Below are 12,838 nucleotides of genomic sequence, written 5' to 3'. Positions count from 1 at the left end.
GGAGGCTGCGGTTCCGCCAGTGGCCTAGTAGGCGCTGTTGACGTTGTCCATCGAGCCGTAGCGGTCGGCCGCGTAGTTGCAGGCGGCGACGATGTTGGCGACCGGGTCGTACTGGTCGAACTTGGTGCCCTTGACGTGGTACGCCTTGAAGGTCGGGTAGATGACCTGGAGCAGACCCTTGCTGGGGATGCCGTTCTGGGCGTTGATGTCCCAGTTGTTGATCGCCATCGGGTTGCCGCTGGACTCGCGCATGATGTTCTTGTGGATTCCGGCGTAGGTGCCCGGAATGCCCTCCTTCTTCATGATGAAGAGGGCTTCCTTGATCCAGCCGTCCAGGTTGTTCGCGAAGACCGGGGTGCGGGCGGCGGACCGGCTGGCGGCAGCCTTGTCCTCGCGGGCCTTCTTCGCGGCGGCCTCGGCCTTGGCCTTGGCGTCGGCGTCGGCCTTGGCCTTCGCCTTGGCGGCGGCGGCCTTCGCGTTGGCGTCGGCGATGACCTGCTGTGCGGAGAGGTGGCCGTGCATCGTCTTCGTCTGCGTCCCGTTCACGGCCTGGGCCCAGGCGACGGGAGCGGCGGAGACCACCGTCTCGGTCTCGGCGGCGTCGGCCGGGACCAGGGAGAAGGCGAGCGCAGCGGCGCTGAACGTGGCGACGCCGGCAATGGACAGCTTGTGTGCCTTCGTCAGACGACTGTGACCGGGAGTGCGGGAAGCAGACATGGCGGGGGCAACCTCTTCGAATCGCGGGAGCCGCAGGAAAGCGCCACGCGGATCCGGGATCCGCTGCGGCGCTGTGCGACGAGGGCAATTCTTAGCGGTGGCAAAAACCTGTGGCAAAGGTGTGACGTACGATCCTGCTTAGTGGATCAGGGGCGGGCGCCGAGGCCGTAATTCCGGCCCCGACGCTACGCCCGCCCGCCCTGACAGGACCTTTACCCGTCCACTAGGCAGCTTCGTAAGTGATGTGCGTCCTATGCGCGGGCTCACATCGGGCGGATAACGGTCTCACCGTGCGTTGCTGAAGCAATTCAATCCGTCACGGTTCTCATCCTTGAGTAGCAGATGGACGTCCCCGAACTCATGCCACAGGCAGAGCCGGGCCACCGCCTCGGCATACCCGAGCCGTACGGCGGCCCGCCCCGCGACCGCCTCCAGCATCAGGAGGTGGGACGCCTCCGGCTCGTGCAGCCCGGTCAGCAGCCCGTCCACCACCCGCACCCCCCGCTCCGGCGTCACCACCAGATCGGTCCACCCGCGGGCCGGGCGCACCACCCCGCGGTCGTCCGCGGCCGACTCCAGGGCCCGCACCGCGGTGGTCCCCACCGCGATCACCCGCCCCCCGCCGGCCCGCGCGGCGTTCACCAGCCACGCCGTGGTCGCCGGCACCTCGTACCGCTCCGGGTACGGCGGCTCGTGCGCCTCCTGCGAAGCCACCCCCGTGTGCAGGGTCAACGGCGCGAACTGCACGCCCCGGCTCACCAGCCGCGCCACCAGGTCCGCGGTGAAGGGCCGCGCCGCACTCGGCATCTCCGCGGAGCCCGAGCCGTCGGCCGCCGGCACCGCGAACACCGTCTGGTAGGCGGACAGCGGCTGGTCCCGCTCCGTGTAGGCGTAGCGGATCGGCCGCCCGTACGCCCGCAACAGCGCCGGTACGTCCGCCCCCCGCCCGGCCGCCGCGCCGCGCCCGGCCGCCGCTCCCCGCCCCGCCGGCCCGGGCCGCGCCCACCACAGCCGGTCCGCCCCCGCCGCGAGCGGCTCCTCCAGTACGAGCACCAGCCCGCCCGGCAGCTCCACCTCGGCCCCCGCGGGGCCGCCGGCGCGCGGGCGGGTCGTCCCCCCGCCCGCCGGGCCGCGCAGTTCCACCGCCCAGCGGCCGTCGTCGCCCCGGGTCGAGAAGTGCACGACCACGTCCTCGTCGCCGAGCCGGGCGTCCACGGCGGCCGCCAGCGTCGTCGACGTGTTCACCACGAGCACGTCGCCGGCCCGCAGCAGATCCGGCAGCTCCCGGAAGGCGCGCAACGACACCTCTTCCCCGCCCCCGGACACCAGCAGCCGCACCGCGTCCCGCCCGAGCCCCGGCCCCCGCTGCTCGGCCGGGACCCGGGCCGACAGCTCCGGCGGAATGTCCGGTATATACAGTCCCTTCCCCGGGGGAGTCGCACGCCCCCTCACCGCACGCCCCCCGCACCCTCGGACGCCCCGCCCGCCGCCAGGCGCTCCGCCGTGTACCGCCCGCTCGGCAGCGCCTGCGCCACCAGCCGCAGCAGCACCGGCGCCACCTCCTCCGGCGTCGGCAGCCCCGCCGGGTCCTCCCCGGGCTCGGCCGCCGCCATCATCCGCGTCCGCATCGAGCCCGGGTCCGCCCACCACACCCGCAGCCCCGGCTCCTCCACGGCCAGCACGCCCGACAGCAGGTCCCCCGCCGCCTTGGTCGCCCCGTACGCCCCCCACGTCGCGTACGCCACCACCGCCGCGTCCGAGCTGATGTTCAGCACCGCCCCGGCCGCCGCGGCCCGCAGCAGCGGCAGCCCCTCCTGGACCAGCCCCAACGCCCCCACCACATTGACCTCGAAGGCCTCGCGCAGCCCGTCCAGCGGGTGGACCGCCAGCGGCACCAGCGGTTCCGCCCCCAGCACCCCCGCGTTGTTCACCAGCAGGTCCAGCCCGCCCAGCTCCCGCGCCGCCGCCACCAGCGCCGCCCGGTGCGCCCGCGAGGACACATCCCCGGCCACCGGCACGACCCGCACCCCCGAGGCACGCGCCCGCGCCGCACCGTCCTCCAGCGCCGCCGCCCCCCGCGCACTCAGCACCAGGTCCCAGCCCCGCGCCGCCAGCTCCAGGGCCAGCGCCCGGCCCAGTCCCCTGGACGCCCCCGTCACGATCGCCACCGACATGACAGCTCCCTCGCCCTCGTGTGCCGATCGGCGTTCCGATCAGCGGATGCCCCCAACCTAGGAAGGGCCCGACCGGCGCCGCGTCGGCCGCGGGCCCCACCCGTACAGGTCCCTTGGACCTACGTCCACCGGGGGATGCCCCGGACCGATCCCGCAGGTCAGGCCCGCGGGTACGGTGAGGCCATGACCGCAAGCCCGCTGCCCGGCGGACCCCGCAGCGGCGGCCTGGCCGCCGTGAGCACCGCGTTGCTCGCGATGAGCCGCCGCCTGGAGGTCCGCGACGTCCTGCGCACGATCGTGGTCTCGGCCCGCGAGCTCCTGGACGCCGAGTACGCGGCCCTGGGCGTCCCGGACGACCACGGCGGCTTCGCCCAGTTCGTCGTGGACGGCATCACCGCGGAGCAGTGGCGCCGCATCGGGCCGCTGCCCCGCCAGCACGGCATCCTCGCCGCGATGCTCCACGAGGACGACCCCCAGCGGCTGGCCGACGTACGCAAGGACCCGCGCTTCGAGGGCTGGCCCGCCGCCCACCCCGACATGTCCGACTTCCTCGGCATGCCCGTCCGGGACGGCGAGGAGACCCTCGCGGCGATCTTCCTCGCGAACAAGCGGAGCGTCCCGGGGGGCCCGCGCGGCTTCACCGACGAGGACCAGGAGCTCCTCTCGCTCCTCGCCCAGCACGCGGCCATCGCCCTCACCAACGCCCGCCTGTACGAGCGCAGCCGCGAGCTCACCATCGCCGAGGAACGCTCCCGGCTCGCCCACGAGCTGCACGACGCCGTCAGCCAGAAGCTCTTCTCGCTCCGCCTCACCGCCCAGGCCGCCGCCGCCCTCGTCGACCGCGACCCGGCCCGCGCCAAGGACGAGCTCCAGCAGGTGGCCGCCCTCGCCGCGGAGGCCGCCGACGAACTGCGGGCCGCCGTGACCGAGCTCCGGCCCGCCGCACTGGACGAGGACGGACTGGTCGCCACCCTGCGCACGCACGTCCACGTACTCGACCGCGCCCACACCGCGCACGTCACCTTCACGTGTGACGGCGTACGGGCCCTGCCCGCGACCCAGGAGGAAGCGGTCCTGCGCGTCGCCCAGGAGGCCCTCCACAACGCCCTGCGCCACTCGGGCGCCGACCGCGTCGAGGTGGCCCTCACCCGGACGCCCGCCGGCGGCGCGGTCCTCAAGGTCGTCGACTCCGGCAAGGGCTTCGACCCCCGGTTCGTCCGCCGGGCGGGCCGCCACCTGGGCCTGGTCTCCATGCGGGACCGCGCGGACGGCGTCGGCGGCCGGCTCACCGTGCGCTCGGAGTCCGGGCAGGGCACGACGATCGAGATGGAGGTACCCGGTGGCTGAGAACCCCGGCCGCGGCGGCGGCCGCGTTCGCGTACTGCTGGTCGACGACCACCAGGTGGTCCGCCGCGGCCTGCGCACCTTCCTGGAGGTCCAGGAGGACATCGAGGTGGTCGGCGAGGCCTCCGACGGCGAGGAGGGCATCGCCCGCGCCGAGGAGCTGCGGCCCGACGTGATCCTCATGGACGTCAAGATGCCGGGCACCGACGGGATCGAGGCGCTGCGCAGGCTGCGCGAGCTGGCCAACCCGGCGCGGGTGCTGATCGTCACCAGCTTCACGGAGCAGCGGACCGTGGTGCCCGCGCTGCGGGCCGGCGCCGCGGGATATGTCTACAAGGACATCGACCCGGACGCCCTGGCCGGAGCCATCCGCTCCGTCCACGCGGGCCACGTGCTGCTCCAGCCGGAGGTGGCGGTGGCCCTGCTCTCCCAGGACGACCAGGGCCCGTCGGCGGGCCGGCCCGGCTCACTGACCGACCGCGAGCGCGAGGTGCTCGGCCTGATCGCGGACGGCCGCTCCAACCGGGAGATCGCCCGGGCGCTGGTGCTGTCGGAGAAGACGGTCAAGACCCACGTCTCGAACATCCTGATGAAGTTGGACCTTTCCGATCGGACTCAGGCCGCATTGTGGGCGGTCAGGCACGGACTCGCCGAATAAGCGACGAAAATCGGACCGTCTCGTTCCGGACTGAGATTCATACGGTCGGGTGTATGTCGCCCACATGGCGTATCCCACCGGCGGCGCGCCCGTTCTCCATGACGTGCCGCGGCGGCTGGTCGCGGCAGACGTACTGGAGGACGAGAACGTGAAGAACTTCAAGAAGGCCGCAGCCGTCACCATGATCGCGGGCGGCCTCGTGGCCGCCGGCGCCGGTGTCTCCTCGGCGCACGGCGGTGCGTCGGCGGAGGGCGAGGCCCTGAACTCGCCCGGTGTGGCCTCCGGGAACCTGCTCCAGGTCCCGGTCCACGTCCCCGTGAACGTGGTCGGCAACACGGTCAACGTGATCGGCCTGCTCAACGGCGCCTTCGGCAACACCGGAGTCAACGCCTGACGCGCCCCTCGCGCACCGCGGCCCCGCTTCCCCCCTCTCCCCGGGAAGCGGGGCCGCGGCACGCAGCGCCCCCGCCGCACCGGCGCAGCGCCCCCGCCGCACCGGCGCAGCGCCCCCGCCGCACCGGCGCAGCGCCCCCGCCGCACCGGCGCAGCGCCCCCGCCGCACCGGCGCCGCGCGGTCACCGCACCGGCTAGCGCTCCTCCACGGCCGCGTTGTACGCCGCCACGAGCGCCCGCCGAGCCACCCGCTCCACGGGCCGCAAGGCCTCGGCCCGCGCCGCCATCTCCGAGGCGGCCACCGCACCCCCGTGCCCGTTCTCGTACGCCAGCGACACCATCAGGTCCACCCGCTGCGCCAGCGCCAGCACCCGCACCGCCCGCGCCGGATACCCGGGCGCCAGCGCGTCCCGCCCCGCCTCCGCCCGCGCCCGGTACGCCGACAGCGCCGCCTCCGCCACCGGCCCCGACCCGGCCACGTCCAGCCGGGTCAGCACCACCGTCGCCTCGCGCAGCGCCTCCGCCAGCTCCCGCTCCGCCTCGCCCAGCGACGGCACGTCCGCCGGCGGCGCCTCCCGTACCGGCAGGCAGTGCCAGGTCACCGACACGTGCACGTCACCCTCGGGCCCCACCTCGGCGACCTCCGGTACGAGCCCCAGCGCGGCCCCCGCACACACCACGGCCTCCTCGGCCTCCAGCGCCCGCGCGTTGAACTCCGGCGGCCCGCTCAGCCCCAGCGGATGCCCCGGCGCCGGCAGCGCCACCCGCAGCCCCGTCACCCCCAGCGCCCGCAGCCGGCCGAGCGCCAGCGTGAGCCCCACGGGGCCCGCCTCACCCGGCAGCCCTTCCACCCGGTGCACGGCGTCCTCGCCCACGATCGACGACACGGCCTCGTCGGGCGAGACCAGACCGGCCAGCAGCGCGTTCCCCCAGGCGGCCAGCCGCCCTGAACGTGGTTCGAAAAGCATCCCCCCACTTTACGGATCGGACCCGGCACCGGGCCCCGGCCCCGGACCCCTCTCCGAGTGGCGTAGGTTTTCCCCTGGGGCTGCGTCTACCGGCGCACAGAGAACCGTGACTGCAAGGGGTGACAACACGCTCATGAGCGATGTTCTGGAGCTGGTGGACGTATCCGTGGTCCGCGAGGGCCGGGCTCTGGTGGACCAGGTCTCCTGGTCGGTGAAGGAGGGGGAACGCTGGGTGATCCTCGGCCCCAACGGCGCCGGCAAGACCACTCTGCTGAACCTCGCCTCCAGCTACCTCTTCCCCACCAAGGGAACCGCCACCATCCTCGGCGGCACCCTCGGCAAGCCCGGCACCGACGTGTTCGAGCTGCGCCCCCGCATCGGCGTCGCCGGCATCGCGATGGCCGACAAGCTGCCCAAGCGGCAGACCGTCCTGGAGACCGTCCTCACCGCCGCCTACGGCATGACGGCGACCTGGCAGGAGGAGTACGAGGAGATCGACGAGCAGCGCGCCCGCGCCTTCCTCGACCGCCTCGGCATGACCGAGTACCTCGACCGGAAGTTCGGCACCCTCTCCGAGGGCGAGCGCAAGCGCACGCTGATCGCCCGCGCCCTGATGACCGACCCCGAGCTGCTGCTCCTCGACGAGCCCGCCGCCGGACTGGACCTCGGTGGCCGCGAGGACCTCGTACGCCGCCTCGGCCGGCTCGCCCGCGACCCGCTCGCCCCCTCCATGGTCATGGTCACGCACCACGTCGAGGAGATCGCCCCCGGCTTCACCCACGTCCTGATGATCCGTCAGGGCAAGGTCGTCACCGCGGGCCCGATCGACCTCGAACTGACGTCCCGCAACCTCTCCCGCTGCTTCGGCCTCCCCCTGGTCGTCGAGCGCAACGGGAACGACCGCTGGACCGCCCAGGGCCTTCCCCTCGGCCGGTAACGGCCCCCGCACCCTGTCCGGACCGCGCCCCCCGGACCTACCATGACCATGTGGACATCGACGCATGGGTGTGGTGGCTCATCGGCGCGGTCGGACTGGGCATCCCCCTGGTCCTGACGGCGATGCCGGAGTTCGGCATGTTCGCCGTCGGCGCCGTGGCGGCCGCCGTCACGGCGGCCCTCGGCGGGGGAGTGGTGGTGCAGGTCCTGGTCTTCGTGATCGTGTCGGTCGCGCTCATCGCCGTCGTACGGCCCATCGCGAACCGGCACCGCGACCAGCGCCCCCAACACCGAAGCGGCATCGACGCGTTGAGGGGCAGATCCGCCGTCGTCCTCGAACGGGTCGACGGCAGCGGAGGGCGCATCAAGCTCGCCGGCGAGATCTGGTCGGCGCGCACGCTCGACACGGACACCAGTTTCGAACCGGGCCAGTCCGTGGACGTCGTGGAGATCGACGGGGCGACCGCCGTCGTGATGTGACAAGCAGCCTGCTCGCAGCCCGCGGGTCTGCGAGACTCCGCTCAACGGGGCAGCACAGACAGCCGGAAGGGCACGGGGAACCGCATGCAACCGATCATCATCGTCCTGATCATTCTGGTGGTTCTGGTCTTCATCGCACTGGTCAAGACGATCCAGGTGATCCCGCAGGCCAGCGCCGCCATCGTCGAGCGGTTCGGCCGCTACACCCGCACGCTCAACGCGGGCCTCAACATCGTCGTCCCGTTCATCGACTCGATCCGCAACCGGATCGACCTCCGCGAACAGGTCGTCCCCTTCCCGCCGCAGCCGGTCATCACCCAGGACAACCTGGTCGTCAACATCGACACCGTCATCTACTACCAGGTGACCGACGCGCGGGCCGCGACGTACGAGGTGGCCAGCTACATCCAGGCCATCGAGCAGCTCACCGTCACCACGCTGCGCAACATCATCGGCGGCATGGACCTGGAGCGGACCCTCACCTCCCGCGAGGAGATCAACGCGGCCCTGCGCGGCGTCCTCGACGAGGCCACCGGCAAGTGGGGCATCCGCGTCAACCGCGTCGAGCTCAAGGCCATCGAGCCGCCGACCTCCATCCAGGACTCGATGGAGAAGCAGATGCGCGCCGACCGCGACAAGCGCGCCGCGATCCTCCAGGCCGAGGGTGTCCGGCAGTCCGAGATCCTGCGCGCCGAGGGTGAGAAGCAGTCCTCCATCCTCCGCGCCGAGGGTGACGCCAAGGCCGCCGCGCTGCGCGCCGAGGGCGAGGCCCAGGCCATCCGCACGGTGTTCGAGTCCATCCACGCCGGCGACGCCGACCAGAAGCTCCTCGCCTACCAGTACCTCCAGATGCTCCCGAAGATCGCCGAAGGCGATGCCAACAAGCTCTGGATCGTGCCGAGCGAGATCGGCGATGCCCTCAAGGGCCTCTCCGGCGCCATGGGCAACTTCGGCCCCATGGGTGGCGGTTCCGGCTTCAACCCGGGGAACACCGGCAAGGACGGCGGCGGCATCCCGGCCGCACGGGACAAGGACGGCGCGGACCGCCGCGAACAGCCCCCGATCGACTGACCCGCCACCCCTTCCTGCATGATCAGTGAGGCCCCTCGACCTTCATGGCGGGGAGGCGACTCACTCATGCAAAGGGGATGGCACCGTCCATGTCCGTCTGGGAATCACTCGCGGTCCTCGCCGCCGGCATCGGCGCGGGCACGATCAACACCATCGTCGGCTCCGGCACCCTGATCACCTTCCCGGTGCTGCTCGCCACCGGCCTGCCGCCGGTCACCGCCAACGTGTCCAACACCCTGGGCCTGGTGCCCGGCTCGATCAGCGGGGCCATCGGCTACCGCAAGGAACTCCGGGGCCAGCGCGCCCGCATCGTGCGGCTCGGCGCCGTGTCCCTCGTCGGCGGCCTCGCTGGCGCGGTGCTGCTCCTCACCCTGCCGTCGGACTCCTTCGACACGATCGTGCCCGTCCTGATCGGACTCGCCCTCGTGCTCGTCGTCCTCCAGCCCCGGCTCGCCGCCGCCCTGCGCCGGCGTCAGGAAGCAGCCGGAGGAGACACGGGCCACCCCGACGGCGGCCCGGTCCTGCTCGGCGGCATGCTGCTCTCCAGCGCGTACGGAGGCTACTTCGGAGCCGCCCAGGGCGTGCTCTACCTCGGCCTGATGGGCCTGCTGCTCCGCGACGACCTGCAACGGATCAACGCCGTCAAGAACGTCCTCGCCGCCCTCGTGAACGGCGTCGCCGCCGTCGTCTTCCTCTTCGTCGCCGAGTTCGACTGGACGGCCGTCCTCCTCATCGCCCTCGGCTCCACGATCGGCGGCCAGATCGGCGCCAAGGTCGGCCGCAAGCTCTCGCCGACCGTCCTGCGCGCGGTCATCGTGACGGTCGGCATCATCGCCATCGTCCAGCTGCTTCTCCGCTGAGCGACGTAGGAAAGCTACGTCGCCCAGCGCGCGCGACTATCGGGCGAGCGGGTATCCGACTAGGCGGTGCGCTCCAGCCACTCCGGCAGCGCCTCCCGCGCGCCCACCCCCAGGGCCAGCAGCATCGCGTCCGCCGGAGACGGCACGAAGGGCTTGCGGAGGAGCGGCATCCCCGCCTCCTCCGGAGTCCGGGCGGCCTTGCGGTGGTTGTCCTCGGCGCAGGACGCCACCGTGTTCAGCCAGGTGTCCCCACCGCCCTGGGCCCGCGGCAGCACGTGGTCCACGGTCGTCGCGCGCTTCCCGCAGTACGCGCAACGGTGCTGGTCCCGGACCAGCACCCCCCTCCGCGACCAGGGAGCATGTCTTCGGAAGGGCACCCGCACGTACCGGCAGAGCCTGATCACCCGGGGCATCGGAAGGTCCATGGTGGCGGCGCGCACGCGCAGTTCGGGATGTGACTGCTCGACGACGGCCTTGTCCTGCAGTACCAGGACGACAGCCCGGTTCAAGGTCACCGTCGACAGCGGCTCGAAGCTCGCATTCAGCACCAGCGTGTCCCGCATCTCGCCCACCTCCCGTGTGCAGGCCCGCGACCACACCGGCGGCTGGGCCCGCAACCACTCTGGCCGCGCGCGCCACGCGGGACAACGCAATAAAAATGCCCGGTCCTGGCCTTCTTTAGACCAGGACCGGGCAAACGCTCGGAGAACGATCAGCGGGCGGGCGACTCGTACTCACCGATCAGCTGGGCCCGCCCGAGGGCGTGGAACCGGAGATGGAAACCGACGCTCGCCGGGGACGAGTCCTCGTCCGTACCGAGCTGCTCCCGGTCCACCGCGTACACGGTGAACACGTAGCGGTGCCGCTCCCCGCGCGGCGGAGCCGCCCCGCCGAAGTCCCGCGTGCCGTAGTCGTTCCGCGCGTGCACGGCCCCTTCCGGCAGCCCGGGGAAGTCCCCGCTGCCCGCCCCGGCCGGCAGCTCCGTCACCGACACCGGCAGGTCGAAGAGCACCCAGTGCCAGAACCCGCTGCCCGTGGGCGCGTCCGGGTCGAAGCAGGTCACGGCGAAGCTCTTGGTCCCCTCGGGGAAGCCCTCCCACCGCAGCTGCGGCGAGATGTTCTTGCCCGTGAGGACCTGGGCCGCGTGCAGATCGGCTCCGTCGGTGACGTCCTCACTGGTCACCGTGAAGGACGGCACCTCGGGGTGGAAGTCGTGCGGAAGGGGCGCCCTGCTCTGGTCTGACACTGCTGAACCTCCGGGAGGGGGAGACATCGGATCCGCGTCCGCGCACGGACGCGGTTCCGAGCCTAGAACCAGTTGCGCTGCGAACCGACGCCGGCGATCCACTGGTTCAGGTAAGCCGCCCAGTCGGTGTCCTGGTACGAGTGCAGACCCACCTGGAAGCAGCGGTACGTGTCGCTGCCCTCGCTGAACAGACCCGGCTTCTTGTCCATCTCCAGGACGACGTCCATCTCCCGGCCGTCCGAGACGAAGGTCAGCTCGACCTGGTTCAGCCCGCGGTACTGCGACGGCGGCAGGAACTCGATCTCCTGGTAGAAGGGCAGCGTCTGCCGCGTCCCGCGGATGTGCCCGCGCTCCATGTCCGCGCTGCGGAACGAGAAGCCCAGCTGACGGAAGGCGTCGAGGATCGCCTGCTGCGCCGGCACCGGGTGCACGTTGATCGGGTCGAGGTCACCCGCGTCGACCGCGCGCGCGATCTCCAGCTCGGTGCTCACCCCGATGTTCATCCCGTGGAGGTGCTGACCCCCGAAGTGGGTGATCGGCGTCTCCCAGGGGATCTCCAGACCGAACGGCACCACGTGCAGCGCTCCGGCCTCCACCTTGAAGGCGCCGCCGAGCCGCTGCTTCGTGAAGACCACGTCCTGCTTGTACTCCTGGTCACCACCCTCGACCTCGACCCGCGCCTGCAGCCCGACGGACAGCCCCTCGATCTGCTGCTCCACGGATCCACCCTGGATCCGGACCTCGCCCTGGACGATGCCGCCCGGCACGACGTTCGGCTCGGTGATGATCGTGTCCACCGAGGCACCACCGGCACCCAGGCTCGCGAACAGCTTCCTGAACCCCATGCTCTAACTCCCTGATACGGATCTAAGGACTGGCGACTACGCCGCGCCTACCCCTTACCAACGCGGAACCTTAGGCCCCGGTTGCAGGAGTGCGCGTTCCACTACGCTCGACTGGATGAGCGCGCGCCCCGACCGTACGCCCCTGCCCCGGTCCTTCTTCGACCGGCCGGTCCTCACCGTGGCCCCGGACCTCCTCGGCCGCACCCTGGTGCGCCGTACCCCGGACGGCCCCATCGAACTGCGCATCACGGAGGTGGAGGCGTACGAGGGTGAGTCCGACCCCGGCTCCCACGCCTACCGCGGCCGCACCGCCCGCAACGCGTCGATGTTCGGCCCGCCCGGACACGCGTACGTCTACTTCATCTACGGCATGTGGTTCAGCCTCAACCTGGTGTGCGGCCCCCCGGACCACGCGAGCGGGGTCCTGATCCGCGCCGGGGAGATCACGACGGGAGCCGACCTCGCCGCCAAACGTCGACTTTCAGCCAGAAACCCGAGGGAACTGGCCAAAGGACCGGCCCGTCTGGCCACCGCGCTGGCGGTGGACCGTTCCCTCGACGGCACCGACCTGTGCGCCGGCCCCGATTCCCCCTTGTCCCTCCTCGCAGGCACTCCCACCTCGCCCGACCTGGTGAGCAGCGGCCCGCGCACGGGAGTCGGCGGAGCCGGCGCCGCTCATCCGTACCGGTTCTGGATCACCCACGACCCGACGGTGAGCCCGTACCGAGCCCACGCGCCGCGCCGCCGTTCAACTTGACTCCCCCCTGGCGGACGCCTAACGTAGCCCGAGCCGCTTGAACGGGGCACTGCCATCAGCAGACCCTGGAGCGGCCAACCCATCACCTACGACTTACCCCTGGCGGGGTCCTGTTCGGCATGCCCGAATTCCTTCGCCGGTCACTCGATTATGAATGGCAAGGGATAAGCGCTAATGTGGTGGAGCGCCGAAAGGCAAAGACCCCCAACGGTCACCGAATTCAAATCCAAGCCGACTGCGACTTTCGAGAAGCAGGGCGCGGAAATGATCTGGTAGAGTTGGAAACGCAAGAACACAGAACGAAAGCCCGGAGGAAAGCCCGAGAGGGTGAGTACGAAGGAAGCGTCCGTTCCTTGAGAACTCAACAGCGTGCCAAAAATCAACGCCAG

General features: G+C 71.7%; 16 protein-coding genes. 8 read left to right on the top strand and 8 right to left on the bottom strand.

From position 1 onward, the window contains the following. Window positions 1-24: 24 nt before the first annotated feature. From ACFYP3_RS30830 to ACFYP3_RS30820, 3 genes are all read right to left on the bottom strand, one after another. Window positions 25-717: a transglycosylase SLT domain-containing protein gene (locus ACFYP3_RS30830; RefSeq protein WP_388839633.1), complete on the bottom strand. Its 693-nt coding sequence runs from the start codon at window positions 715-717 to the stop codon at window positions 25-27. Window positions 718-1,002: 285 nt separating this feature from the next. Next, entirely contained in the window at window positions 1,003-2,169 is a 1,167-nt protein-coding gene (locus ACFYP3_RS30825; protein ID WP_388839630.1) for an S-adenosylmethionine:tRNA ribosyltransferase-isomerase, read from the bottom strand. Then, window positions 2,166-2,891 carry an SDR family NAD(P)-dependent oxidoreductase gene (locus ACFYP3_RS30820; RefSeq protein ID WP_388839627.1) on the bottom strand — a complete coding sequence of 242 codons (726 nt, stop codon included), beginning with the start codon at window positions 2,889-2,891 and terminating at the stop codon, window positions 2,166-2,168. Before ACFYP3_RS30820 ends, ACFYP3_RS30825 begins: the two co-directional genes overlap by 4 nt. A 198-nt stretch (window positions 2,892-3,089) precedes the next feature. On the opposite strand from ACFYP3_RS30820, the gene ACFYP3_RS30815 reads away from it, so the two are divergent. The 3 genes from ACFYP3_RS30815 to ACFYP3_RS30805 all read left to right on the top strand — a co-directional run bounded on the left by ACFYP3_RS30815 (window position 3,090) and on the right by ACFYP3_RS30805 (window position 5,287). Continuing rightward, complete coding sequence (locus ACFYP3_RS30815) at window positions 3,090-4,238, top strand: GAF domain-containing sensor histidine kinase (protein WP_388839748.1); 1,149 nt, start codon at window positions 3,090-3,092, stop codon at window positions 4,236-4,238. Then, complete coding sequence (locus ACFYP3_RS30810; protein ID WP_388839624.1) at window positions 4,231-4,893, top strand: response regulator; 663 nt, start codon at window positions 4,231-4,233, stop codon at window positions 4,891-4,893. The genes ACFYP3_RS30815 and ACFYP3_RS30810 overlap by 8 nt, the downstream gene beginning before the upstream one ends. 148 nt (window positions 4,894-5,041) lie before the next feature. Further along, window positions 5,042-5,287: a chaplin gene (locus ACFYP3_RS30805; RefSeq protein WP_319732101.1), complete on the top strand. Its 246-nt coding sequence runs from the start codon at window positions 5,042-5,044 to the stop codon at window positions 5,285-5,287. A 193-nt stretch (window positions 5,288-5,480) separates the two neighbouring features. Here ACFYP3_RS30805 and ACFYP3_RS30800 read toward each other — a convergent pair whose 3' ends face one another. Further along, window positions 5,481-6,254 carry a hypothetical protein gene (locus tag ACFYP3_RS30800; protein WP_388839622.1) on the bottom strand — a complete coding sequence of 258 codons (774 nt, stop codon included), beginning with the start codon at window positions 6,252-6,254 and terminating at the stop codon, window positions 5,481-5,483. A 133-nt stretch (window positions 6,255-6,387) separates the two neighbouring features. Between ACFYP3_RS30800 and ACFYP3_RS30795 the strand changes: the two genes are divergently transcribed. The 4 genes from ACFYP3_RS30795 (at window position 6,388) to ACFYP3_RS30780 (ending at window position 9,601) form a co-directional block, all read left to right on the top strand. Beyond that, window positions 6,388-7,191 (top strand): ABC transporter ATP-binding protein, encoded by an 804-nt coding sequence (locus ACFYP3_RS30795; protein WP_388839618.1) that lies wholly within the window; start codon window positions 6,388-6,390, stop codon window positions 7,189-7,191. A 50-nt stretch (window positions 7,192-7,241) separates the two neighbouring features. Then, window positions 7,242-7,670, top strand: coding sequence for an NfeD family protein (locus ACFYP3_RS30790; protein WP_388839615.1), 429 nt, complete (start codon window positions 7,242-7,244; stop codon window positions 7,668-7,670). 84 nt (window positions 7,671-7,754) lie between these two features. Next, on the top strand, window positions 7,755-8,741 hold the full coding sequence (locus ACFYP3_RS30785) for an SPFH domain-containing protein (protein ID WP_030386458.1): 987 nt from the start codon (window positions 7,755-7,757) through the stop codon (window positions 8,739-8,741). 89 nt (window positions 8,742-8,830) lie between these two features. After that, complete coding sequence (locus ACFYP3_RS30780) at window positions 8,831-9,601, top strand: sulfite exporter TauE/SafE family protein (protein WP_388839612.1); 771 nt, start codon at window positions 8,831-8,833, stop codon at window positions 9,599-9,601. Between the two features lie 59 nt (window positions 9,602-9,660). On the opposite strand, the gene ACFYP3_RS30775 is transcribed toward ACFYP3_RS30780, so the two are convergent. The 3 genes from ACFYP3_RS30775 to ACFYP3_RS30765 form a co-directional block, all read right to left on the bottom strand. After that, the gene (locus ACFYP3_RS30775; RefSeq protein WP_351299384.1) at window positions 9,661-10,164 is read right to left on the bottom strand and encodes an HNH endonuclease; all 504 of its coding nucleotides are present in this window, start codon (window positions 10,162-10,164) and stop codon (window positions 9,661-9,663) included. Window positions 10,165-10,313: 149 nt separating this feature from the next. After that, window positions 10,314-10,847 carry a YbhB/YbcL family Raf kinase inhibitor-like protein gene (locus tag ACFYP3_RS30770; RefSeq protein ID WP_030717065.1) on the bottom strand — a complete coding sequence of 178 codons (534 nt, stop codon included), beginning with the start codon at window positions 10,845-10,847 and terminating at the stop codon, window positions 10,314-10,316. Between the two features lie 62 nt (window positions 10,848-10,909). Then, complete coding sequence (locus tag ACFYP3_RS30765; protein ID WP_388839609.1) at window positions 10,910-11,692, bottom strand: sporulation protein; 783 nt, start codon at window positions 11,690-11,692, stop codon at window positions 10,910-10,912. 115 nt (window positions 11,693-11,807) lie between these two features. On the opposite strand from ACFYP3_RS30765, the gene ACFYP3_RS30760 reads away from it, so the two are divergent. Continuing rightward, window positions 11,808-12,449 carry a DNA-3-methyladenine glycosylase gene (locus ACFYP3_RS30760; protein WP_388839607.1) on the top strand — a complete coding sequence of 214 codons (642 nt, stop codon included), beginning with the start codon at window positions 11,808-11,810 and terminating at the stop codon, window positions 12,447-12,449. Between the two features lie 140 nt (window positions 12,450-12,589). Here the strand turns inward: ACFYP3_RS30760 and ACFYP3_RS30755 are convergent. Further along, a partial coding sequence (locus ACFYP3_RS30755; protein ID WP_388839605.1) for a hypothetical protein occupies window positions 12,590-12,838 on the bottom strand: 249 nt, incomplete at its 5' end.

Origin of the sequence: Streptomyces sp. NPDC005533 (assembly GCF_042871845.1) — a bacterium.
In the GTDB taxonomy this organism is placed as follows: domain Bacteria; phylum Actinomycetota; class Actinomycetes; order Streptomycetales; family Streptomycetaceae; genus Streptomyces.
The sequence above is the reverse complement of the archived record's forward strand: the minus strand, read 5'-3'. Positions and strand labels throughout refer to the sequence as shown.

Bases quoted from the DNA above. Each gene is read 5' to 3' on its own strand.
- ACFYP3_RS30760 (WP_388839607.1), top strand. From the start codon at position 11,808: ATGAGCGCGCGCCCCGACCGTACGCCCCTGCCCCGGTCCTTCTTCGAC.
- ACFYP3_RS30795 (WP_388839618.1), top strand. From the start codon at position 6,388: ATGAGCGATGTTCTGGAGCTGGTGGACGTATCCGTGGTCCGCGAGGGC.
- ACFYP3_RS30800 (WP_388839622.1), bottom strand. From the start codon at position 6,254: ATGCTTTTCGAACCACGTTCAGGGCGGCTGGCCGCCTGGGGGAACGCG.
- ACFYP3_RS30775 (WP_351299384.1), bottom strand. From the start codon at position 10,164: ATGCGGGACACGCTGGTGCTGAATGCGAGCTTCGAGCCGCTGTCGACG.
- ACFYP3_RS30780 (WP_388839612.1), top strand. From the start codon at position 8,831: ATGTCCGTCTGGGAATCACTCGCGGTCCTCGCCGCCGGCATCGGCGCG.
- ACFYP3_RS30830 (WP_388839633.1), bottom strand. From the start codon at position 717: ATGTCTGCTTCCCGCACTCCCGGTCACAGTCGTCTGACGAAGGCACAC.
- ACFYP3_RS30765 (WP_388839609.1), bottom strand. From the start codon at position 11,692: ATGGGGTTCAGGAAGCTGTTCGCGAGCCTGGGTGCCGGTGGTGCCTCG.
- ACFYP3_RS30820 (WP_388839627.1), bottom strand. From the start codon at position 2,891: ATGTCGGTGGCGATCGTGACGGGGGCGTCCAGGGGACTGGGCCGGGCG.
- ACFYP3_RS30785 (WP_030386458.1), top strand. From the start codon at position 7,755: ATGCAACCGATCATCATCGTCCTGATCATTCTGGTGGTTCTGGTCTTC.